This window comes from Pseudoalteromonas sp. MB41 (genome assembly GCF_020966275.1).
GTDB classification, from domain to species: Bacteria; Pseudomonadota; Gammaproteobacteria; order Enterobacterales; family Alteromonadaceae; genus Pseudoalteromonas; species Pseudoalteromonas lipolytica.
The window spans coordinates 16,676-37,416 of record NZ_JAJJZF010000004.1 but is presented as its reverse complement, the minus strand read 5'-3'; the positions used below and the strand labels follow the sequence as shown (position 1 = coordinate 37,416).

At 40.4% G+C, this 20,741-nt stretch carries 18 protein-coding genes; 15 read left to right on the top strand and 3 right to left on the bottom strand.

The genetic code is table 11. The annotated features are described in order from the left end of the window. The first annotated feature begins 13 nt into the window (after nucleotides 1–13). The 12 genes from tssH to LPA49_RS06525 all read left to right on the top strand — a co-directional run bounded on the left by tssH (nucleotide 14) and on the right by LPA49_RS06525 (nucleotide 16,428). Nucleotides 14–2,752, top strand: a complete 2,739-nt coding sequence (tssH, locus tag LPA49_RS06580; protein ID WP_230236049.1) for a type VI secretion system ATPase TssH — start codon at nucleotides 14–16, stop codon at nucleotides 2,750–2,752. Between the two features lie 12 nt (nucleotides 2,753–2,764). Next, entirely contained in the window at nucleotides 2,765–4,795 is a 2,031-nt protein-coding gene (locus LPA49_RS06575; RefSeq protein ID WP_230236027.1) for a type VI secretion system Vgr family protein, read from the top strand. Nucleotides 4,796–4,810: 15 nt separating this feature from the next. Continuing rightward, a complete protein-coding gene (locus LPA49_RS06570) occupies nucleotides 4,811–5,227 on the top strand; it encodes a hypothetical protein (RefSeq protein ID WP_199524380.1) in 417 nt (138 codons plus the stop codon). Between the two features lies 1 nt (nucleotide 5,228). Continuing rightward, nucleotides 5,229–6,386: a hypothetical protein gene (locus tag LPA49_RS06565; protein ID WP_199524379.1), complete on the top strand. Its 1,158-nt coding sequence runs from the start codon at nucleotides 5,229–5,231 to the stop codon at nucleotides 6,384–6,386. Next, a complete protein-coding gene (locus LPA49_RS06560) occupies nucleotides 6,376–7,407 on the top strand; it encodes a DUF2169 domain-containing protein (RefSeq protein WP_199524378.1) in 1,032 nt (343 codons plus the stop codon). Before LPA49_RS06565 ends, LPA49_RS06560 begins: the two co-directional genes overlap by 11 nt. Then, a complete protein-coding gene (locus LPA49_RS06555; RefSeq protein WP_199524377.1) occupies nucleotides 7,397–8,305 on the top strand; it encodes a hypothetical protein in 909 nt (302 codons plus the stop codon). Before LPA49_RS06560 ends, LPA49_RS06555 begins: the two co-directional genes overlap by 11 nt. Beyond that, nucleotides 8,293–9,318 (top strand): DUF4150 domain-containing protein, encoded by a 1,026-nt coding sequence (locus LPA49_RS06550; protein WP_230235997.1) that lies wholly within the window; start codon nucleotides 8,293–8,295, stop codon nucleotides 9,316–9,318. Before LPA49_RS06555 ends, LPA49_RS06550 begins: the two co-directional genes overlap by 13 nt. Continuing rightward, nucleotides 9,315–13,172, top strand: coding sequence for a toxin VasX (locus LPA49_RS06545; protein WP_230235995.1), 3,858 nt, complete (start codon nucleotides 9,315–9,317; stop codon nucleotides 13,170–13,172). Before LPA49_RS06550 ends, LPA49_RS06545 begins: the two co-directional genes overlap by 4 nt. 25 nt (nucleotides 13,173–13,197) lie before the next feature. Then, on the top strand, nucleotides 13,198–14,424 hold the full coding sequence (locus tag LPA49_RS06540; RefSeq protein ID WP_230235986.1) for a hypothetical protein: 1,227 nt from the start codon (nucleotides 13,198–13,200) through the stop codon (nucleotides 14,422–14,424). An 85-nt stretch (nucleotides 14,425–14,509) separates the two neighbouring features. Then, nucleotides 14,510–14,698 (top strand): hypothetical protein, encoded by a 189-nt coding sequence (locus tag LPA49_RS06535; protein ID WP_230235984.1) that lies wholly within the window; start codon nucleotides 14,510–14,512, stop codon nucleotides 14,696–14,698. A 73-nt stretch (nucleotides 14,699–14,771) separates the two neighbouring features. Beyond that, complete coding sequence (locus LPA49_RS06530) at nucleotides 14,772–15,818, top strand: hypothetical protein (RefSeq protein ID WP_230235982.1); 1,047 nt, start codon at nucleotides 14,772–14,774, stop codon at nucleotides 15,816–15,818. Nucleotides 15,819–15,915: 97 nt separating this feature from the next. Beyond that, nucleotides 15,916–16,428 carry a DUF6795 domain-containing protein gene (locus tag LPA49_RS06525; RefSeq protein WP_230235974.1) on the top strand — a complete coding sequence of 171 codons (513 nt, stop codon included), beginning with the start codon at nucleotides 15,916–15,918 and terminating at the stop codon, nucleotides 16,426–16,428. Here the strand turns inward: LPA49_RS06525 and soxR are convergent. Beyond that, nucleotides 16,425–16,886, bottom strand: coding sequence for a redox-sensitive transcriptional activator SoxR (soxR, locus tag LPA49_RS06520; protein ID WP_036972328.1), 462 nt, complete (start codon nucleotides 16,884–16,886; stop codon nucleotides 16,425–16,427). The genes LPA49_RS06525 and soxR overlap by 4 nt on opposite strands. 77 nt (nucleotides 16,887–16,963) lie before the next feature. Here soxR and LPA49_RS06515 point away from each other — a divergent pair, with 77 nt between their 5' ends. From LPA49_RS06515 to LPA49_RS06505, 3 genes are read left to right on the top strand one after another with little or no spacing between them, the layout of a single operon-like run. Continuing rightward, entirely contained in the window at nucleotides 16,964–17,428 is a 465-nt protein-coding gene (locus LPA49_RS06515) for a flavodoxin family protein (RefSeq protein ID WP_036972327.1), read from the top strand. A 48-nt stretch (nucleotides 17,429–17,476) separates the two neighbouring features. Next, nucleotides 17,477–18,001 (top strand): DsrE family protein, encoded by a 525-nt coding sequence (locus LPA49_RS06510; protein WP_036972326.1) that lies wholly within the window; start codon nucleotides 17,477–17,479, stop codon nucleotides 17,999–18,001. Continuing rightward, on the top strand, nucleotides 18,001–18,600 hold the full coding sequence (locus LPA49_RS06505; protein WP_074988708.1) for an SGNH/GDSL hydrolase family protein: 600 nt from the start codon (nucleotides 18,001–18,003) through the stop codon (nucleotides 18,598–18,600). The genes LPA49_RS06510 and LPA49_RS06505 overlap by 1 nt, the downstream gene beginning before the upstream one ends. On the opposite strand, the gene LPA49_RS06500 is transcribed toward LPA49_RS06505, so the two are convergent. Next, nucleotides 18,597–19,271, bottom strand: a complete 675-nt coding sequence (locus LPA49_RS06500) for a LytTR family DNA-binding domain-containing protein (protein ID WP_036972324.1) — start codon at nucleotides 19,269–19,271, stop codon at nucleotides 18,597–18,599. The two genes, LPA49_RS06505 and LPA49_RS06500, sit on opposite strands and share 4 nt — an antisense overlap. Then, nucleotides 19,249–20,625, bottom strand: a complete 1,377-nt coding sequence (locus LPA49_RS06495) for a sensor histidine kinase (protein ID WP_230235972.1) — start codon at nucleotides 20,623–20,625, stop codon at nucleotides 19,249–19,251. The genes LPA49_RS06500 and LPA49_RS06495 overlap by 23 nt, the downstream gene beginning before the upstream one ends. Between the last annotated feature and the right edge of the window lie 116 nt (nucleotides 20,626–20,741).

The window sequence follows — 20,741 nt, the reverse complement described above, 5'->3', positions numbered from 1 at the left end:
TAAGGAAAACAACATGGATGCAAAAGGCATAAAACAACTTATCGACAAACTAAATGGCCATACTGCAACAGCACTTGAGTCTGCAGCTGGGTTTGCGAGTAGTCGTAGTCATTATGAAGTGTTACCTGAACACTTATTAATTAAGTTGATGGAAGAGGGAGGGAATGGTGATCTAGAGCATATTTTTCACTTTTTTAATATTAATCAAGACGCGGTTTGGCATGAGCTTCTCGACTTTTTAAATCGTCAACCTGCGGGCAATCAAAGTAAACCTGTTTTTTCGCGTAGGCTTTATGAGTGGTTAGAGCGTGCATGGCTAAGTGCTAATGTTCAGCACAAAAGTGACTGGATAACAGGTGCAGCACTAATCGATGCATTAACCGAATTATTGCCTTATAGCCCCGTACTGCAATTGCCTGCGTTACTAGAAAAAATTGATGCGCGCTTTATAGCTGAAAATCTCGACAAGTTGTGCCAGAGCTCCAGTGAACGCCTAAACCCACAGGCAAAACATGCAACGCAACAAGCGTCTGCAAATCAGCAAAACTCTCAAGGTGGCGCACTTGATGAGTACTGTGAAGACCTAACTGAAAAAGCGAAGCTAGGTAAAATTGATCCTGTTCTAGGACGTAATGACGAAATTCGTATGATGGTTGATGTACTTTGCCGTCGTCGTAAAAATAATCCTATTTTAGTTGGTGAGCCAGGAGTAGGTAAAACAGCAGTTGTAGAAGGGTTTGCACAGCGTATTGTCGACTCTCAAGTCCCTGATGACCTTAAAGGTGTACGTTTACTTGTGCTTGATATGGGGTTATTGCAAGCAGGTGCCGGTGTCAAAGGCGAATTTGAGCGTCGTTTAAAAACAGTGATTGATGAAGTTAAAAATTCAACAACACCTATTATCATGTTTATTGACGAAGCTCACACCCTGATTGGTGCGGGTGGCGATGCTGGCATGAGTGATGCGGCCAATTTGTTAAAACCAGCACTGGCACGTGGCGAGTTGCGTACCGTGGCCGCGACGACGTGGAGCGAATATAAAAAGTATTTTGAGCGTGATGCCGCACTTGAGCGTCGTTTTCAACTTATTAAAGTTGATGAGCCAACAGAGCAAGCTGCGCAGCTCATGCTAGCGGGTTTGAAAGATAAGTATCAGCAACACCATAATATTCAAATTACTGATGATGCAATTGAAGCCGCTGTAGTGTTGTCGTCGCGCTATATAACAGGCCGTCAATTACCCGATAAGGCGATTGATGTGCTTGATACTGCAGCAGCAAGAGTAAGAATGTCATTTGCAACCGACCCAGCTGCCATAGAATCCGAGCGTGAACACATTAATTACCTTGAAACACGTATTAAAAGTATTGCCGCAGAGAGTGAGCAAGGTTTGGCGATTGATATGGATAAATTGCTGTATTTACAGCAAGAGCTTAACGCAGCGCAAACAAACTTAGCAGCACTAACTAGCGCACGTGAATCACAAATTTCAACACTTAAACAAATTAATGAGTTCAAGCAGACCAATACATTAAATGAGTTAGACAGCAGCGTTTTACTTAACTTACGCCAAACGCTAAAAGAGCAGAATAGCCAAGATAACGGCCTATACAGCGAAGTTGACGCCGATGCTGTCGCGCAAATAATTTCGCAATGGACTGGCGTGCCCGTAGGGGCCATGGTGAAAGATCAAATCACTAATTTAATAACCCTCGAGAATACGATAAGCCAAGAAGTAATTGGTCAGCAATCTGGGATTGCAAAAATAGCGCAAACGTTACGTGTCAGTAAGGCGGGGGTCAGTAACGAATATGGACCACTTGGTGTATTTTTATTGGCTGGGCCGTCTGGGGTGGGTAAAACTGAAACGGCGCGTTGTTTAGCTAAACAATTGTTTGGCGGAGAAAAGTTTTTAACCACTATTAATATGAGTGAGTACCAAGAAGCACATACTGTATCGCAGCTTAAAGGGTCGCCGCCGGGTTACGTTGGTTATGGTGAAGGTGGGGTATTAACAGAAGCAGTAAGACAGCGCCCATACTCTGTGATTTTGCTTGATGAAGTAGAAAAAGCTCACAAAGATGTGCTGAACATGTTTTATCAAGTGTTTGAGCGTGGCAGTATGCGTGATGGTGAAGGCCGTGAAATCGACTTTAAAAATACCGTAATCATCATGACTTCAAACTTAGGCTCAGCCGAACTGATTGATGCATGCACCCCACCAAATGTAATTGATTTAACTGAGCCGACTGACGATGAAAATGCTGATACCGAAAATCAAGCACAAATTAACGCAGCCTTGAATAGCGAACAAGCGCCGTTAAATGAAGACGGCAGTCCTTGGCAAGTACCCTCGATTACAGCGCTGACAGAGTTAATTAAGCCACAGTTACTTCAGTTTTTTGCACCTGCGTTACTAGCGCGTATGCAAGTGATCCCTTATTTAGCACTTGATAAAGAAGCACTGCAATCAATTGTCAGCTTAAAGCTAGATGGTATCGCAAAACGTTTAGCGAATAATCACAAAATGCAACTTCGTGTTGATGAAACAGTGCTCAATAAACTGACAGAACAATGCCGATTATCGGATAGTGGTGCGCGTATGGTGAATGCTGTCATCGAGCAGCAAATTCTGCCGGGTATTGCGAAGTCAATTTTAGAGTTTATGGCAGAAGAAGACATGCCAGATATTCTCACGTTGGCCGTTGATGAGAATGATGAAATTACCGCAACCTTCGCGGACCAAGCATAAAGGATTTGAACAATGGGATTCATGGATAGCCTAAATGAACTAAAAGCCAATACCAGTCATTTTAGTGTCAGCGTGCAAGGGTTGCCCGATGGAATGGTGTCGGTAACAGATTTTGAATCAATTAATGACAGCTTGTGTGAAGACTATGCTTTTTATATTCAAGTTTTAAGTCAAGAGCACTTAAGCGCAGAAATGCTGTTAGGCAAAGATGCCAACCTAAATTTAGTATGGTCTATGACTGACCGTACTATTTCTGGGCTAATAAGTGCTTTTACAGCGCACGGACAAAGTCATCAAGGGTATCATTACACGCTTACCTTGAGTTCTTACTTAACCGTGTTAAAACACCAACACTCTAACCGCGTATTCACCATGATGGACCCCGCAGCCATTGTAAAAAGTGTATTCACTAAAGCGGGTTTTCCAATGCAAAAGTTTAGTATTCAGGCATCGGGCCCTAGCCTAGAAATGACGGTTCAATATAACGAAACAGATTATGAGTTTGTCACTCGATTGATGCGAAAATACGGCTTTGTATATGGTTTTGTTGAGCAAACAGGGGGCGATTGCACCTTTAAAGTATGTAACAGCAGTAAAGATTTTTCTGGACTGTGTGATGACATTAGCCTTAGTTATGTGCCGCCCTCAGGGCAAGTTCGCAATAGCGAAAGTATTTTTGCTATTAGTCGCAAGGCGCAGTTACAGCCACAGAGCGTCTCCCTCAATGATTACAATTATAAAGCACAAGGAAACCTAAACGTTTCTACAGCAAATAATACCAGTTACCCAGGCTTTGGAGATGACAGTCATTACGCAGATAACTTTCCGACAGTCGATATTGGTAACTCGCTGGCTAAAGTGCGTCAGCAAGCATTTGATTGTCAGCGAGAGCAGCTAATAATTGATACCGATTGCCGTGCTTTAAGGCCGGGTATGTTGCTTACTGTGTATGACCACCCTGAGTATAAGGGACTGTATTTAATTACCCGAGTTGATCACAAGGGCAGTCAGTCAGCCGCTGTAGAATATGGCTCACAGGTCAAAGGGTTAACCTATAAAAATCAAGCTTATTTATTACCTGTATCAGTCGATTTTAGAGCTGAATTGTCAGCAGCAAGGCGCGTATTTGCAACTTTTAATGCCACAATTGAACAAGAAGTTGATGATGATGGCAATTATTTGGTGCGTTTACCCTTTAATCAAGATGGTGAGGGCCAAGAAAGCCGTCCAACTCGGTTATTACAGCAATATGGTGGCAGTGGTCATGGTATGCATTTCCCGTTGACAGAGGGCACCGAAGTACTTGTAACCGGTGAAAATGGTGATCTAGATAGACCTATTATTTTAGGTGCACTGTATAACCAAAGCGCACCTAATCCTGTTACTAGCCAAAACCCAACTGAGAATAAGCTTGTCACTAGAGCAGGACATAGCTTGATTATGGATGATAAAAGTGGCGAAGAAAAAATCAGTCTTGCTAATAAAGACAATAAAAACCAGTTGTTATTAGATGCAACCGATAATGCCCATCATGCAACACTTAAATCGGTAGATGGTGACGTTAAAATTTCTGCCAAAGAAAACCTTCAGTTTGTTGCTGAGAATGATGCCATTTTTACTGCCGCCAGCAACTTTACAAATCGTGTAGAGAATACCTTACAAATTCAAACTCGCGAGGGCGACATTAATGTGACAGCGGCGGCCGATTTAACATTAAAATCAGATGCTGATACACGTATTGAAGCCACCGATGGCAGTAGTGAGCTTAAAGCTTCGAAAGAACTTAATCTACAAAGTGAGCAAGATTTTAGTGTTTACTCGGTAGACGGCAATATAGAGTTTCAAGCTCCAAATGGTGATTTAACACTTAATAGTGGCGCAAACATCACAATTAAAGGTGAAGGACAAGGCTCAATTCAGCTAAGCCAAGGCGGCGCAAGTGTTGAGATTGATGCTGCGGGGAATTTGACGATTGATGCGACCAATATCACTTTATCAGCTCGAAATATAGCCATTAAAGGCAATGCAATTAGTAATAACTAATTTCAAGGATTGAAAATGACAGCCACAGTAAAACAGTTATTTGATCAGCAACAAAGCCTTGCAGAAGTGAGTGAAGTGTCACCGCAAGGTAAGGTATTAAGTGTGATGATCAATCACATTCGCTATAACGTCATATTACAAGCTGCACATGTGTCTTGCTGCAAAGTCGGCAGCCAAGTTGTAGTACTGCACAGCGAGCAAGGTGTCATTGTAACCGCACTTTTAGCTGCGCCAGAACAATCACCAGCAGCACACATAACTAACAACGCAGGCCATATAATAATTGCTGCTGAGCAGAGTGTTAGTTTGCAAACAGCAAAAGGCAGCATCGAGGTGTTTGCCGACGGCACCATTGTGCTTGAAGGTCAAGACATAACGGCAAATAGCCAGCAAGACCTAACCTTGGCAGGTTGGCCTATTAGGCTTAATTAATATGTTTGCAGCGGTTTCTAAATTAAAACAACATCAGCAGCGCGTTGCGACCTTAATGGCGCACAGAGAAAAGCTATTTGCATCTGGGGCGTTCAGTGTTGCGCGGCAAGATGTACTAGAAAATCAAGTGCTTAATCACCTTTACGTGCTTGGTGCACTTAAGGCTGAGTCGCCGTGTGATTACTTTAAAGGAAAAAGTTTTAACGATCTTGCTGAACTTAGCTGTGATGATTTTTGTGAGCTTGCTTTAGCAAGCGATAAACAGGCTATTTTTGCCTTATGTGCGACACGCTTAATTGCAAAGCCAGAACACGATAACCGTGATTATTTTCTTAAGCTAAAAAAGCAACATGCGTTGTCTTACTTTGCATTGTTGTCGCAGCAGTTAAGCTTTTGGGATATTCCCGAACAAAAAGCGTTAAGAGCAACAATATTAGAGGGGAAAGAGTCCTTACCAGAGCAACTTAAAACGATGTTGTTTTCGCAATCACTTAACGACACAGAACTGAATAGCGCATTAGATCACAATGATTTTACTCTAGTTTATGCAGCTTTGGTTAACTGTTATTGCCAGCGCGACAACAGCTTAAGTGATAAGTTATTTAAAGTGTTTTCGAGCACCAATGAGCCCGCACAAAAAGCTCAATTATTAAAATTAGCTGGTCTTGTAAACGACAATCGCTGGCATGAACCCTGTGCATTATTTTGTAAAGCACACCCTGAGTATTGCCAAGCTGTTTTGAGTCATTATGTTTATAAACCAGCGCTTGTTATGGTGATTGAGCTAATGGCTGTAGCGCAAACTCAAGAAGCTGCATATCAAGCGTGGTTAATCTTAACTGATAGACCCTTGCAAAAGGCAGAGCCGTTAACGCTTGTTAATGCTCAAAATCAACATAATGTGCAAGCGGGTATAAATTTGCACGATGCAGAGCATACTAGACAAGCACTTGCCTTAAGCAAAGGGGAGTGTGTTTTAAAAGGGATTAGTTTTACGAATGAGAATGCTGCACACCAATTAGCCCCACTTGCCGGTAAGATTGTACAGAGAGTGCTCGCGCCTAAGTTTGAGTTAACACTGGCCTGTGGCCTTTATCACACCCAACAAACAGCTAAGCAATGGCTAACTTTATTAACAGGAGCCCAGCATGCTGCATAACTTTACACCTTGGCAAGTAAGTCTGTTTGAAGGTTGGCAAGCTGATGGTTCGCCCTCGCATATTGTGCTGGTAAAACAAAGCTTTGAATTTGATGAAAAAGGCAATACCAGCTTAATGGATCCGTGTGTTGAAATTGTGATGGCCGACGAATATAAAGGCGATCCAACAAGCGAGCCGCTGGTGGCAGTGAACGAACAAGTCGCTTTTAAGCAAGGTTTTGAGGTGTATGGTAACTTTACCGCTTATCCGCCAAAGGGAAAAACAGCTCGGGTTATCGAAGTTGAGCTTTGCTTAGCGGAAAACGAGAAAACCTTAATTAAAAAGCGTTTACGCGTAACGGGTGAGCGCACGTGGCGGCGATCATTATTAGGCCCTGTTGCCACCGACCCAGCCCCAATTTTACCAACCGCTCTATGTTATAGCCGTGCTTATGGCGGCAAAGCGATTCATGTTCCAAGTGACTACTCACTTGAAAACCCGCTGGGTGTGGGGTTTAAACTTAAAAATAAACACGCAGTAGGGCAGCTATTACCAGCGATTGAATATGCAAATGAAGTTTTAAGAAAGCCAAGCCATCAAGCATCCACTGCTGGTTTTTCTGCTATCCCAAGTCATTGGTCTCCCCGTGTTGAGTTAATACCAGAAATTGACGAACAAGCATTAATGGCAGGCAAATACCCGTTTAAAACCTCATTAGCCAGCAACGTTTACAACACAGCCCCCGTTGATCAGCAAACAAAACATGCGTTTACAAAAGGCTGGGCGTTTTCGTTAACCGGATTATACCCGTTACAAGAATATGGCCAGCAACAAACGGTAGAGTTACCTGTGCTCAAGCCAATAGTACAAGTGGTTAATACGTTAACTAGGCAAGATATCGACATGCGCTGCGATACGTTAGTGATTGACTCAGATGCACAGTGTTTTTCACTTCTGTGGCGCGGGCATATAAACAGTGAAAATGTGGCAAGCAACAGCAATATATTGGTCGCTGAACAAGGAGATGAAAATGCAGTTTGATTGCCTTTATCATGTGAATGCATCAGGCAGCTTAGCTGAAAGCTTTTATACAGCAGTGGCTAATCAAATGTTGTTTTCAAAGCCAAGTAAAGCACTGATACGTTGTGATATTAGCTTAGATGCGCCTTATGTGTTTGTTGAATTAGCAGAACTTGCCCAACTAGATAGACAAACACGTTGCATGTTAATTTTATCTCATATTATTGAAAATATTGACTTTAAAAGTGTGTGTCGTTCATTTAGGGTCAATAAAGTTTTGTTTATATTACCGCACGGCAACGACAGCCAACCGGTTATTGATAATGACACATTAAGTGAATTATTGACTGACGCAATACCAGCGCAAACGCCCGCTTTTGAGCAAGTGAGCGACTGGCAGCTTGAATCAACAGAACCAGATACGTTAGTAATAGCCATTGATTCATGTATCAGTTTTGAATACGTTGCAGAGCAAGCCAAGCAACACACCGTACAGGTTTTGAATGGCCCCGCCGGCGTGATTAATGGCGAAGGTGGCTATGCATTGTTGGTACACAGACAAGGTCGTTTAAAAGCCACGACCTTTGATGAGCCAATGCCTACTCAGCTCAAAAGTGCAAACATACAGGTGAGTGACCCTTTTATTTTTGCAGGCATGCAGTCGTATGAATGGCAAAAGCAGTGGTTTAGCTATACCCAAAAGCACTATAAAAATGATGACGAACTAATAGAGTTTGCAGAACTAAACACCGTGACTGGTTACCAAGGTGTGGCAAATCAATCAGCTGGATTTACATTAGCCGGAAGCTATTTGCAGAACCCGCTTATGACTGATTGTGACCATGTATTTGTGGTATTCAATCAGCCAAACGAACAGTTATTTAAGATTTCAAGGAGTGAAAGCGAATGTCATATATAAATGCCATGGCCGGCAAAGAATCAGGTAGCGTACAATACGACATAGATGCACTCACTGCTGACGTACGAAGCGGTGGCAGTGTAACATGGCGCCATAACAACCCCACATTACTTGGTCTAATCAATAGTGCACGAAGCAACGGTGCACTAGGAAAGGCCAATGGCGTGGCTATTTTTGCAGACAGAACTGCCGGCGAATCAGCTTTTTTAGATGAAATTGCCAGACCCAAGTACCGAGAACATACACTTGGTGAAATGGTTAATGCCTTTATTCCCACTTACATTATTCCGCCACCAAAATGGGATAACCAAAAAAACGAGCCAATTCTGCCGTGGAACGAACCGCAAACGAATATGGACGTGAACAAACCAATCGATAACCCCCGTGCCTTTTTAGATTTAGTATCGAATCATTTAGGTTGGCAAGCAGGTACAGAGCAGCAACTGGTTAAAGACACTGAATCAGAGGCACCGCAAACTGCGACAGTCTCAGGGCAAAATGTACTTATTAATGGCCGTACCGCCGTGCATAAAGATAGCGGCGGTAAGCTAACAACCATCGATGTCTGTTTAACGACAGTTGGCCCCAGTGTAATACCTATTCCTTATCCAAATAATGCGCAGTCTCGAGATGTAACAGGGGTAGCCAGTTCAGTCAAAGTGAACGGTAATGGCGCAGCGCATATAAAAAGTAACTTTTCAAAAAGTAAAGGTGATAAACCCGGTAATAAAAAAGGAATTATAAGCGGTACAAACGATGGCAAAGCCGAATTTATTATGGGGTCATTTAACGTAATGATTGAAGGCAAACCCGCAGCTCGCCAAGGCGACCCGATGATATCAAATAATAAAAATACCCCACCCATGCCACTTATGCAGTCTGGCGGCCCCGCACCAAGGGGGCTTAAAGTGCAAGATAGGGATAGTTTGCAAGCTGAAAATGCAGGGAAGAAAATCATAGTTAAATTATCTGGAGCAGAAAAGCTAGACGAAGACGGGGTGAATATTCAATGAGTGATTTAAGTGTCGCAGACAAAATTAATATAAAAAATGCTCACAGAGAACTAGTTTTTGAACGCCAATCAGATGGTGCCAAAAATGTATCACTGATGGTTAAAGATGAGTCAGTTGATAGAAGTCAAAAAGGTTTTTACAAAATTCCTTTATACAAAGTGGATGCAAAAGAAGAAAGTGATAATACAGCTGATATTGAACTGGTTCATATCTTTCCCATTAGATATGCACACCCTGCTGATGAGATAGATAATCATAAAACGAATCTCAGAGATGGTTACTTATACATTTTTGTTGATGGTCATTTATGGCGTGAACTCAAGGTTACTACTCAGCAAAACGTGACGCGTTTTAATGATGTTAATCTTGCGTGGCAAAAAGGCGTCATGACATGGAAACAAAATAAAGGTTGCAGAGATGCAACGGGCGAAGAACTCAAAACAGTTATTGTGCCTTATAAACTAAATGGGCAAACCTGCGAGGTTCAAGTAGCGTACTCTGAAGTGCAATGGTCTTGGAAGCAAATAGAGCTTTTTGGCGGCCTTAACCCTGAAGATCCAAGATTAAATTATGGCGAGCCAGTTAAACCCGGCGATAATAATAGTGATGCGCAAATATTACGAGGTGATAGGCTTTTCACGTTAGATAAACTCGGTGATTTTGAACAAGGCTATAATAGCGCCAAACTACCTAAGCATGTTGTGCTTGATGTTGTTAATCAAGCGGGTGTGTATTGTCCAGTTATTCCTGACCAGATAGGCAAAGTACGCCAAGCCGCTGCGGATATTACATTAACGCGTTCTGTTATTAGTTCACTGCCGATAGAGCAAGTCGCAAATGGACAAATGGTGTCGAGTGTTGCTGAGTTCACAAAAGAGCAAAGGGGTCAGCTCGAATTAGCATCGTTTGTTCAACAAACCTTTTTTGCTTTTCCACAGTCTGTTTCAGACAAGTTAGCAACCTATGGTGAAGACAGTGTTTCTGAACAAGAGCAAGATATTGCTGCTGATTATAAAAAATGGGTAGATAACAAATTTGATAAAACAGCGTTCAGAAAATTTTTAGCAACAGCAAAAGTGTTCGAGTTAGGCGAATACATCAATGAATTAAGAGCCAATGTAAAAGATATTATAGAGGATGAAGATAGCGCCTCTAGTTTTTATCAATGTACAAGGGATTATGCATACCATACGGGTAATCGAAGGCTCGATATGTATCAACTCATGTGCGATGTATTAGCTCCACTCAAAGATTTAACGGCAGACTTGCTTCGTTCAAGTGTAGTGTATGACAAAGACGCACAAAAGCTTAAGCAAATAGACCGTAATGACTTAGGCCAGCATATCATTTTAAAAGTGTTAGGTACCCACCCTGAAGACACTAGTAATCGTGCAAACTTATTGAAATTACACAAGTTACTTTTTCCTGACGAAAAGCGCAGTAACCCAGGCTTAACCGACTACTTAAATTTTAGAGATCCTGACGACCCTAAAAATATCGATTTTGATATGGATGAGTTTTATGCCCTTGAGAGCAAAGACGATGGGCTAGATGGCTACATTGAAGGTGATTTAACGCAAGTATTTAGGCGAAGCAGTCAAGCTGTGTGGGGCTTTTTTAATATTATTATGGAAGTCCCCTCTGCTACATATTCAATGTCTCAAGGTAGCGGAACAATTAAAGATGTGTTTACTGCTCGTAGAAAAAAACAATCGACCCTTCAGCAAGAAAGTAACGAGGTTCAGCAGCAAATATCAAACTTAAAAAAACAAATAAAAAATAAACAAAACGAAATTAAAAATTCTGAAAAATCACGCGATGATCTAATTCAAGAAGCACGTAACCAAGGGATTGATGGCGATGACATCACCGAGCAATTAAACAGACAGCTTAAACAAAAAAACAAAGAACTAGAGCATTACAAAACATTGCTTAAACAAGCAAAAACAAAAAGTAGTGTAACCCGCGCGCATTTATCAACACTGAAAAGTGTGGGGCTAGACATGCTAAATAGTGAGGCACGTATTAAGTCAGTTGCGATGTCGTACAACCCGTATCAAAAAATAATGCATTTAGCACATATGATCTCAGACGACTTGCTTGTTGAGATAGATATTGATGTAAACGACTATTATCAAGGCAACTTGCCCGATTCAGTCGTGCCGCTTAATTTTGATAGCCGCTCTAAGCGTGCCGAACAACGCATTTTAGAGTTTAATAAAATAACTGAAGGTATAGATGAAGCATTGAGTCAGGGCAGTTACCCTGGTAATGGCGGAACGCGACCGATTGTTAAACTTAAAGTTAACGATAAAGTAACCATACCCGCCCGGTTAGACCTTATTACAAGTTTAGATGGCTCTTTAAATGAACTTGAGGCCATGGTTACTAAGCAATACTACCAAGCAGACACCGCCAGCGAAAAAGTGATTAGAAAAATGGTGGTACTTGATAAAAGTAAGTTGGCTGACTTGAAAGCTTATAAGAAGCTATTAGATGAAGAGTTAAAAGAGTTTGAGAAAGAAAAGCTTAAAAGTAACTGGGATTTAACAGGATACAAAGATCACAATAAGTCTCTCAAAAAATACGCACAAACAGCATTTGGTAAACAGCAACAGGGTAAAGTAGGCTCAGCCAGTATTGGTATATTGCCGTTTGTTTCTGGCTTAGAGGCCATTAACTTTTATACCGTAATAACGGGTGATGGCGTGAGTGCCATGGATAAAACATCAGCGGCATTTGATTTACTTGATGTAATGGTGAATATAGGTAAAGACCTTGTTGAGCGGCGTTATGGTATGCCAAGCTCAGGTCAGTTAATTCTTTATGCTGATAATAAAGTACCTGCTAGTGAGTTTACTAAAAAAATACTCAGAGGAAGAGTCAGTGTAATTACCGCGAAAGTAATATTGTTTTACGCCGCCAATGTAGCGACATTGGTTGCAGGTGCGATTAGTACTTATGTGGCTGTAAGAGATGCCGTTAACGAATATAACAAGGGCAATGTGGGGCTAGCTACAGCTAACTCAGTAATGGCTTTAGGGTTTTTAAGCATGACCGCAGCGTCGGGCATTGCTATTGTCACTAAAGGGGCATCTGCATTAATTGCTGTTTTTGGTATCGCTGGCTTAGTGATCATCCTCATTGCAGCAGGGCTTATTTATTATTTTAGTGAATCAGAGGTTGAAGCTTGGTTGCATGCATGCCCATGGGGTAAGGCTGCTTTTATTAATGATGGTTCAACAAGTGTACGAGCAGAACAATGGCGAAATCGGCCCGATTTAGCGCTTCTTGATATATACAACGTACTTTACAAGCCTTATACAAAAGTCATCGCAAATGAACACGCAAAAACAGTCTCAATGGGCTTAACTGCTCCCGTAACAGCAGTGAAAGAAGGTGTTGATACAAAGGTTAGTTGGCGAATGCTTCCACCTGATAAGGGCATGCTAAATTATTACGCTGCATCATTACTAACTGATTATGACACTAGACTAGCAAGATATAGCAAGAATAAACACTTTACTGAAATTCCATTAGATTCGGTTATTTTCCTTAAAAGTATGTGGGCGTTGCAGCCTGCTCGAACGGGTTGGCAAGCAGAAATAAATAATCACATTTTGTTGACAGAGCTTGGATTAAAACCTGGCGATCAAATCGAACTTAAATTAGAGGCGACAGTGTACCCAGAAGGTAAAGGTCAACCTACAATTCAGGGCTTTAATAGTCTTTATGGTTTACCAATCGAATATTACAAGGTAGGTGAAAAGCCAGGGTTTTTATCTTGGGGCGATGATCGCAAGTTCAGCCACCGAATTGGCAAAGTGATCAGTCAAGCTGTGATAAATTTATAAAAAGTATAGCGCGTAAGGAATAGCAATGAGCGAAAATCAATTAGATACTGATAAAATAAAAAAAGAAACGTTAGAATATATAAAGCGTGGAGATCAAGAGCGTGAAGATTGGATGCGTGCAAACCCAGAAGAAGTCGATAGGCGTTTTGATGAGTTCAAAGCAAAGTTTAGTGCTGAAGATGAAAAAAAAAGGCCTGAACGAATTAGGAAGCTAAAAGAATGGAAAAAACTTAACCCAAGAAAAAAACCGATTTATGCAAAAGACAAAAACATTAGGCAATTAGCACTCGATGAAAGCTTTGCTGAAAGAAGAGAGCAGAGAAATAAAGAAGAAAAAGATCCTGAAATAGAAAAGGCAGAGAGAACTAAGCAAAGAAATTACTCGATTTATCAAGCCAATTTCACCAAGTACACTGAAAGGCTACCAAGAGACTATTTACATAAAGACAGTTATGAAACGCGATTAAAAAAAGCAGAAGCACTCAATGGCTGCCGCTTCAAAACTCGCACCTTTAAAAGTAAGCGCTTTACTGATAAATATTCAGCAGAACTTGAGTGCCCAGATAGTGGCTCAACACTTGAGGGGCATTGGGTTCGCAATGATGGGCAACAACTTGCTATTTCATGGTTTGGAGGGTGGTCTAACTTATTTACTGCTCTAAGCTTCTTTCTAATGGTCGCAGCCGTAATGTTTTTATTCGCTGATTTAGTTGTTATTGGTTTTGTGTGGGGAGACTACCGATGGGTACCATTTGCTGTATATGCACCTATGTTTATTGTCGGTTTTTACATGCATAAACACCGCGCTATATTATCGCACCGAGATAAGTTTTACTTTAATCGCCATACTGGCCTTGTAAAAACTCCGCATACCTTATTTAGAAAACCGTTTTACTTACCTTACGAAGACATTGTTTGCTATGGCGCAAATGAGCGTAATGTCGGTTCAGCCCGCGGTGGCTCACGTGTATTTGTATCACTTATGGTGCCGTTAAAATACCCTAAACATTACCGCTTTACCAAGCCGACTTTTTATGTAGGTGGTTCAAATCGTGAATGGGATTCACTGGCATACGCCACAGCCATGACCTTTATGGATACATCCATCCCGCTTGGTACTCACTTATATCAATCGATAGAGCATTACTTCAAAATTGATAAAGACATAACAGAAAAGCACGGATTCCCTGAGGAGCTAAAACCCTATTTAGATCCAGTAGATTGCCAAGTAAATAGAGAAGCCGTGTGGTAAAAAAACATAAATAGCAGAGAGTACTTAAGGTTTAAGGCTTAAGGCACTAAATAGAATGGCCAAATAACAAGGAATGTAGATAGCAATGACAATGAGTAGTGATGATAAAGGCCCAGTAGAATCAAGCAAGTTGGATGACTTACTTGATAACCTTATTAGTGATGAGGAGTTTAAACGCTATATTGCTGAACAAAACGACGGTTTAACACACGAAGAAAGAGAAAAAATTAAAAGAGAAAATCGTATTAACGCAATTAACCAGTGGTGCGAATAGAAGAATTTAGAAGAGACAACCCCGAAAAAGCCATTGATTGGCAAGCAGAAATTTTAAAATTATAAGGATAGCTATGTCTATTTCGTATAGATTCGCAAAAATGAATGCAAGAACAATCGAAGCGTCACAAAACTTTAAGCGGTACATTCAAGCTGAATTATTTGATTATTTAAAAGATCCAAAAGGATTTATGTTTCTACGCTTTATAATTGAGAAAGATGATAAGAAACCAGTAAAAGCTAAAAGCTTAGATAATCAAGCTCGTTATTTAGGCTTTCAAAAAGCAAATGATGCGATGCTTGCATTAACATTAGGGCCTATATTGATGGGGGCAGTGCTAACTTTTATGTCAATTATATTTTTTGGGGTGTGGTTTTATTCACAATTTACATCCACCCCAGAAGATTTTCCGTTTTGGTTTGTATTACCTGCAATTGGCTTTAACCTTTTCTTCCTCAACTTCGGGCCTATTTTAGCACGCTACATTTTACCTCGACGTGAGGTGTATTTTGACCGCATAAATCAAACGGTAAGCTTTACCTGGTCGGTTGATAATGCGCAAAAGAATGAGCATGGTCATGCGACATTTCCGTTCTCAGATATCGAGGCGTTTTACGCTAAAGCCAACCATTCACAAGGACATGGTGTCACCCATGCGATGTATGTGGCTCATAAAGATTACCGCAACCACCGTGGTGCGTTTAGTGAAATTCGCGTTAAAGACAACCCACAAAACCCAAACTACTGTCGTTATACATGGGAGCGCGTGGTGCGCTTTATGGATTTAAGCAAACCATTAGTTGACTCACCTGAAATAGAGCCGTTTCGTCATTTAGACCCAGCAACACGCGATTTCGATAAACAGAATAACCGCCCAGAAAAGTATTGGCGTTTAATGAGTTACAAACAAATGCAGCAGATAGAAGAACAGCTTGATAACGATATTTATCGCTTTAACTTTGATGGTGCAATAACCAACCCTAAACGCTGGGCAAACGAAGAAATCACCAAACCATGGGAAAAATGGCCAATTGACGAAAACTTAAATCAGCCCGATACAACGCCTTATTGGAAGCGGTTAACAAAAACATTATTAAGGCAAATAGCAATGGGTGTTTAGGGTTTATCTTAACTAAGGTGAAATTGAGTATTGTCTAAGTTTTACTGCAAAATCAATGGTGTTAATTGTTTATTAGTGTACTTATTCGAGAAAGATTGTGGTAGTTAGGCTAGCTTATTTAGTATTTGTTATTATTTTTATTTCAACACAGGAATTAACGGGTATGTTTGGTTTCTTCAATAAAAGTGATTTTTTGTTATCGGCTCCAGTTCAAGGTGTTTTACTTGATAATGGCAAGCCGGTGGCAAAGCAAGGAATAACCCGTTCGCTTACTTATGGTAAAGAATATATTGATGAGACGATAACAGATGATAATGGCCGCTTTCGCTTTGATGAAAAGCTAATACGAACAGCCAAACCTGCAAATATGTTTGATAATGACTCGCTTATTCAACACATTTATCTTGAAAATGGCACTCCTGAAGGTATTGTGCTTTGGTATACAAGTATTTCAATCCATGAAAGTAGTAATACGCTTAAAGGGTTGCTTGGCGATCTTGTTTGCGAGCTCTCAAAAAGCCCGCAAACAGTTGATATTCAAATTGAAGAGGCACCTGAGCATACTTTTGCTATTTACGGTATGTGCGAACTGAGCAAAGCAAAACTTTAATCTCTTTCTAACAGCACAGCGCCGCTGTGCTCTTCGCCTAAATAATCGTCTTTATTGTAGATAGGGCATTTGGCCATTGATAAGCAGCCACAGCCGATGCAGCCATTAACGCGTTCGCGTAATCGCTGCATGTATTGAATTTTTTCATCTAATTGAGTTTGCCAGACTTTAGAAAGTGCTGCCCAATCTTGCTTTGTTGGCGTGCGTTGTTCAGGTAGAGTGCTTAATGTTTGCTTGATGTCTTCAAGAGTAATCCCCATGGTTTGCGCTGCTTTAATAACCGCAATTCGGCGCAGTACATCGGGCTTATAGCGGCGTTGATTTCCATTATTTCGCCAGCTGCGAATAAGTCCTTTTGATTCATAAAAATGCAAAGTCGATACTTTTACACCGCTACGTTTTGCTACAAAGCCAACGGATAGGTTCGCTTCAACAAGTTTTTTCTCACACCCTGACATATTTTACTCCTAAGTATTGACCTAAAGTTAGCTTGAGGTTTTACGCTGCGCCCATCATAAAAAAAGGAGTGACAGTAATGCAACAAAAACCGACTACAAACACGGTAATTATCTATTCAAGTGCCCGAAAACAAGGTAATACAAGTTTGCAAGTAAATGATTATAAAACACAATATGGTGGCGATGTGGTTTGCCTTGATGATTATAGTATCTCGCCATATTGCTATGACAAGCAGTACAAAAATGATGATTTTTATGCGGTATTCGAGGCGTTATTAGGGTACGAGCATTGGGTGCTTGCATCGCCTGTTTACTGGTATAACACGACACCCCAGTTCAAAGCATTTTTAGACCGCATAACCGATTATATGGATGACGAAACACTCAGACCAAAACTGAGAACACTGCGTGAAAAACAGTTTTCACTGTTATCAAATGCAGGCTCTGCTAAAGCGCCGAATGCGTTTATTGACATGTTTAAGAACACCTTTAATTATTTAGGCATGAGCTTTAAAGCACATCAACATATTGAGGCTAGTTAAACGCAGATAAACAGGGTAGGCTAGAGTAAAAAAGTAACAGGATTCTTTATGAAATCAACGCTATTAGGCTTATCGCTTACCTTGTTAACCACGTTTAGCCATGCCGAGCAAACTAAGCCTGCAATTGAAGGTTTTGGTTTTTATTATGATGTACCAAATCATGCGCCTATCGCAGAGCAAGCGACCTTCAAAGTCGTGTTTGATGTGGCCGATGCTGCACAAAAGGGTAAGCAAAATAATAGTATTAACTCGTTAGCACGCTTTATTAATATGCATATTGCCCATGGTGTAAAACCTGAAAATATTCAACTGGCTTTAGTTGTACATGGCGGGGCAAGTGTCGATTTACTCGAGAACAGTTTTTACAAGCAGCGTTTTAATAGCGACAATAAAAACCAGCAATTGATTTCACAATTATTAGCGCATAATACGGTTGTCTATGTATGCGGCCAGTCGGCAACCCATATGAAAGTTAAACAAGAGCAGCTGATCCCCGGTGTACAAATGGCACTATCAGCCATGACAGCGCATGCACTCTTACAGCAACAGGGTTATACCCTGAATCCATTCTAATGAATATTCTCTGTTTTGGTGACTCAAATACGTATGGGATCTCGCCTGTAGATGGCAAGCGTTTCAACGATAATGAGCGCTGGCCAAGTTTATTGGGTATTAAATTAGGGGCGGGGTATCAGGTTATCGAAGCCGGACAACCTAACCGTACACTGACCAATGAGCCCCCGTTTAGTGGTGATAAATTAGGTGTGAAATATTTAGAACCTTACCTACGAGCCTATCATGTTGATACGCTTATTATTCAACTAGGTACGAACGATTTAAAGCGCCGATTTGCATTGTCGGTTGCTGATATTGCAAACGCACTCGACACGCTAATTATCGAAATAAAAAACCACTATCTGCACCGTGAATTGCCAAAAATTGTGGTGTTGAGTCCGCCAAAGATTTACGAGGTAGGGGCTTATCAGTCTATTTATGCAGGGGCTGCTAATAAAGTTAGACAATTGACTGCTGAGTATAAATTGATTTCTGAACGTCATAACTGTCATTTTATAAATGGCTATGAACTTATTTCCCCTTGCCCCACTGAGGGCATTCATTGGCCACAAAAAGAACATAAGTTACTTGCAGAACATTTATTTCAACATCTTTAAAGTAATGTTTGAGCAATTTCTTTAAAGGACTTACCAATTTTTAGAGTAGTGCCTGTGTTTAGCTCAACATGATCATGACTTATACTAATCACATTTTGATTGTTGACTAGTAATGATTTATGAATCTGGGTAAATGAATGAGATAGCTGTTCACTAAGCTGCTTAAGAGTGGCTGTCGCAAGTGTGACTTGCTGTGCTTGATGCAGCTTTACATAATTACCGTATGCTTCAATGTATTCAACAGAATTTAAATCAAACTTGCGCTTTTCTCGATCTACTTTAAGAGTAATATAGTTTGCGTTTGTAGCGCTGTATTTAGGCAAGCGATCACGCACTTTATTAAGCGCTTGATCAAGCCTTGGCGCCGACACTGGTTTCAATAGATAATCTGTTACATTCAATTCAAAGCCAGTTATAGCATACTCATGATAAGCACTCACTATGACGATTTGAGGTGGTTTAGCAAGTGCTTTTATCAACTCAAGCCCAGTAACTTCTGGCATATTAATGTCTAGAAAAACCATATCAACAGATGATTTAGCGAGTGCACATAAGGCATCTTTAGCACTATAAAATTGAGCAACTAACTTAATATCGGGGTGTTCTTGTAAGTGATGCTCAATAACTTGGTGGGCGAGAGGTTCATCGTCAATGATGATAGCTCTTATCATTTGATAACTCCAATATCAGTGTCGTTTGCCATAAATTTGATTGCTTTATAGTCGTGAGAGAGTGTTTATTTGGGTAGAGTAGTTGAAGCCTTTTTTTTAAGTTGTTTAGCCCCAAACCCTGTTGATTTATTTTTTCTTTAACATTTATAGCGTTCTCACAGAAAAGTGTCAGCACATTGTCATCTACTGTGATTGAGAGTGTTATTTTTGTTTTATCTAATGCTGGTTCTACGCCATGTTTTATCGCGTTTTCTACGATTATAATTAGTAATAGAGGGGCAATATGCAGTGTTTCTAGTTTATTTGGCCATGTTAGGTTAAATGAGCATTTGTTTGAACTTCTAATTTTTTGTAGCTCAATAAAGTTCCTAATGTAGTTTAGCTCTTTCTCTAACAGAACATATGGTTTTTGGCCTTCGTATACTGTGTATCTTAATAAATCAGCCAAGTCCATCACCAACTGTGGGGCTTGCTCTGATTTTGTGAGTGTTAGCGCATATAAATTATTCAAAGTATTAAACAAAAAATGTGGATTCACTTGCTGTTGAAGAAGTTTTAATTCCATTGTGGTTTGTTGTTTTGCTATTTCATTAAACTTACTCTGCTGTTGCTGTCTTTCAAAAGCTAGGATTACTGGTGTGCTAATAAGTAAAAAGAAAAACATGAATTGATAATTATACTTAGAAAAAATGTTTTGGTTGCCACTCGGGGTCAAGTTTGCAACGTTATTTGGTAAATCATTAAGGGGTAACGCTAATAAAATTGCAATAAGTAATGGGGTGAGAGTTACCATAAAAATAACGGATGCAACCACAAAAGTGAAAACGCCATAGTTTGCAAGTAAGTGGCGAATAAGTACGTAACGGTTGATTAAGTAGAGGCTATAAATAATGACTACATAAACGATAAGCTGAAGAAAATAAAATAAAAACTGATCAAATTCAGACAATAGCTTACTGAAATCAAAAATTAGTTCAAAAGGTTGATTTAATAATGGTTCTTCGTGACTATTTAGTATACCAGCTAGCAGGAAAGCCCAACATATGAGAATCGTTAAGGTTACGTTATCTAATGAAATGAAAGAGTTAAACCATTTTGTAAGGAAATCATTGTTCTTTACCATGCCCTGTTGAGAAATAAGCCAAATCAGACTGGCTAATGTGCATAATAGCCAACATTCTACTCCGAGGTAATGCCACTGTGCATAGAGCGAAGAAATCATGCTAAGTGCATATACACTTAACGGATATAAAATGAATCCAGTAAGCCACACTAAAGTAGAGTTTTTAAATGTCTGCTTAAAAGTTAAAAAGTGAGCAGCTAAAAAGGGGGTGCATTCCAATAGTAACTGCATATTTATTTGCAAGTATAGAACTGGTGAGTCGAGTCTTAATGACAAGTAACGAGTATGACCTTCGAACAATATAGCTGCGAATAATGGCAGTAAGGCAATGAAGTACTTGCTATTAG

Bases quoted from the DNA above. Each gene is read 5' to 3' on its own strand.
- tssH (WP_230236049.1), top strand. From the start codon at position 14: ATGGATGCAAAAGGCATAAAACAACTTATCGACAAACTAAATGGCCAT.
- LPA49_RS06575 (WP_230236027.1), top strand. From the start codon at position 2,765: ATGGGATTCATGGATAGCCTAAATGAACTAAAAGCCAATACCAGTCAT.
- LPA49_RS06570 (WP_199524380.1), top strand. From the start codon at position 4,811: ATGACAGCCACAGTAAAACAGTTATTTGATCAGCAACAAAGCCTTGCA.
- LPA49_RS06565 (WP_199524379.1), top strand. From the start codon at position 5,229: ATGTTTGCAGCGGTTTCTAAATTAAAACAACATCAGCAGCGCGTTGCG.
- LPA49_RS06560 (WP_199524378.1), top strand. From the start codon at position 6,376: ATGCTGCATAACTTTACACCTTGGCAAGTAAGTCTGTTTGAAGGTTGG.
- LPA49_RS06555 (WP_199524377.1), top strand. From the start codon at position 7,397: ATGCAGTTTGATTGCCTTTATCATGTGAATGCATCAGGCAGCTTAGCT.
- LPA49_RS06550 (WP_230235997.1), top strand. From the start codon at position 8,293: ATGTCATATATAAATGCCATGGCCGGCAAAGAATCAGGTAGCGTACAA.
- LPA49_RS06545 (WP_230235995.1), top strand. From the start codon at position 9,315: ATGAGTGATTTAAGTGTCGCAGACAAAATTAATATAAAAAATGCTCAC.
- LPA49_RS06540 (WP_230235986.1), top strand. From the start codon at position 13,198: ATGAGCGAAAATCAATTAGATACTGATAAAATAAAAAAAGAAACGTTA.
- LPA49_RS06535 (WP_230235984.1), top strand. From the start codon at position 14,510: ATGACAATGAGTAGTGATGATAAAGGCCCAGTAGAATCAAGCAAGTTG.
- LPA49_RS06530 (WP_230235982.1), top strand. From the start codon at position 14,772: ATGTCTATTTCGTATAGATTCGCAAAAATGAATGCAAGAACAATCGAA.
- soxR (WP_036972328.1), bottom strand. From the start codon at position 16,886: ATGTCAGGGTGTGAGAAAAAACTTGTTGAAGCGAACCTATCCGTTGGC.
- LPA49_RS06515 (WP_036972327.1), top strand. From the start codon at position 16,964: ATGCAACAAAAACCGACTACAAACACGGTAATTATCTATTCAAGTGCC.
- LPA49_RS06510 (WP_036972326.1), top strand. From the start codon at position 17,477: ATGAAATCAACGCTATTAGGCTTATCGCTTACCTTGTTAACCACGTTT.
- LPA49_RS06505 (WP_074988708.1), top strand. From the start codon at position 18,001: ATGAATATTCTCTGTTTTGGTGACTCAAATACGTATGGGATCTCGCCT.
- LPA49_RS06500 (WP_036972324.1), bottom strand. From the start codon at position 19,271: ATGATAAGAGCTATCATCATTGACGATGAACCTCTCGCCCACCAAGTT.
- LPA49_RS06495 (WP_230235972.1), bottom strand. From the start codon at position 20,625: ATGCAGTTACTATTGGAATGCACCCCCTTTTTAGCTGCTCACTTTTTA.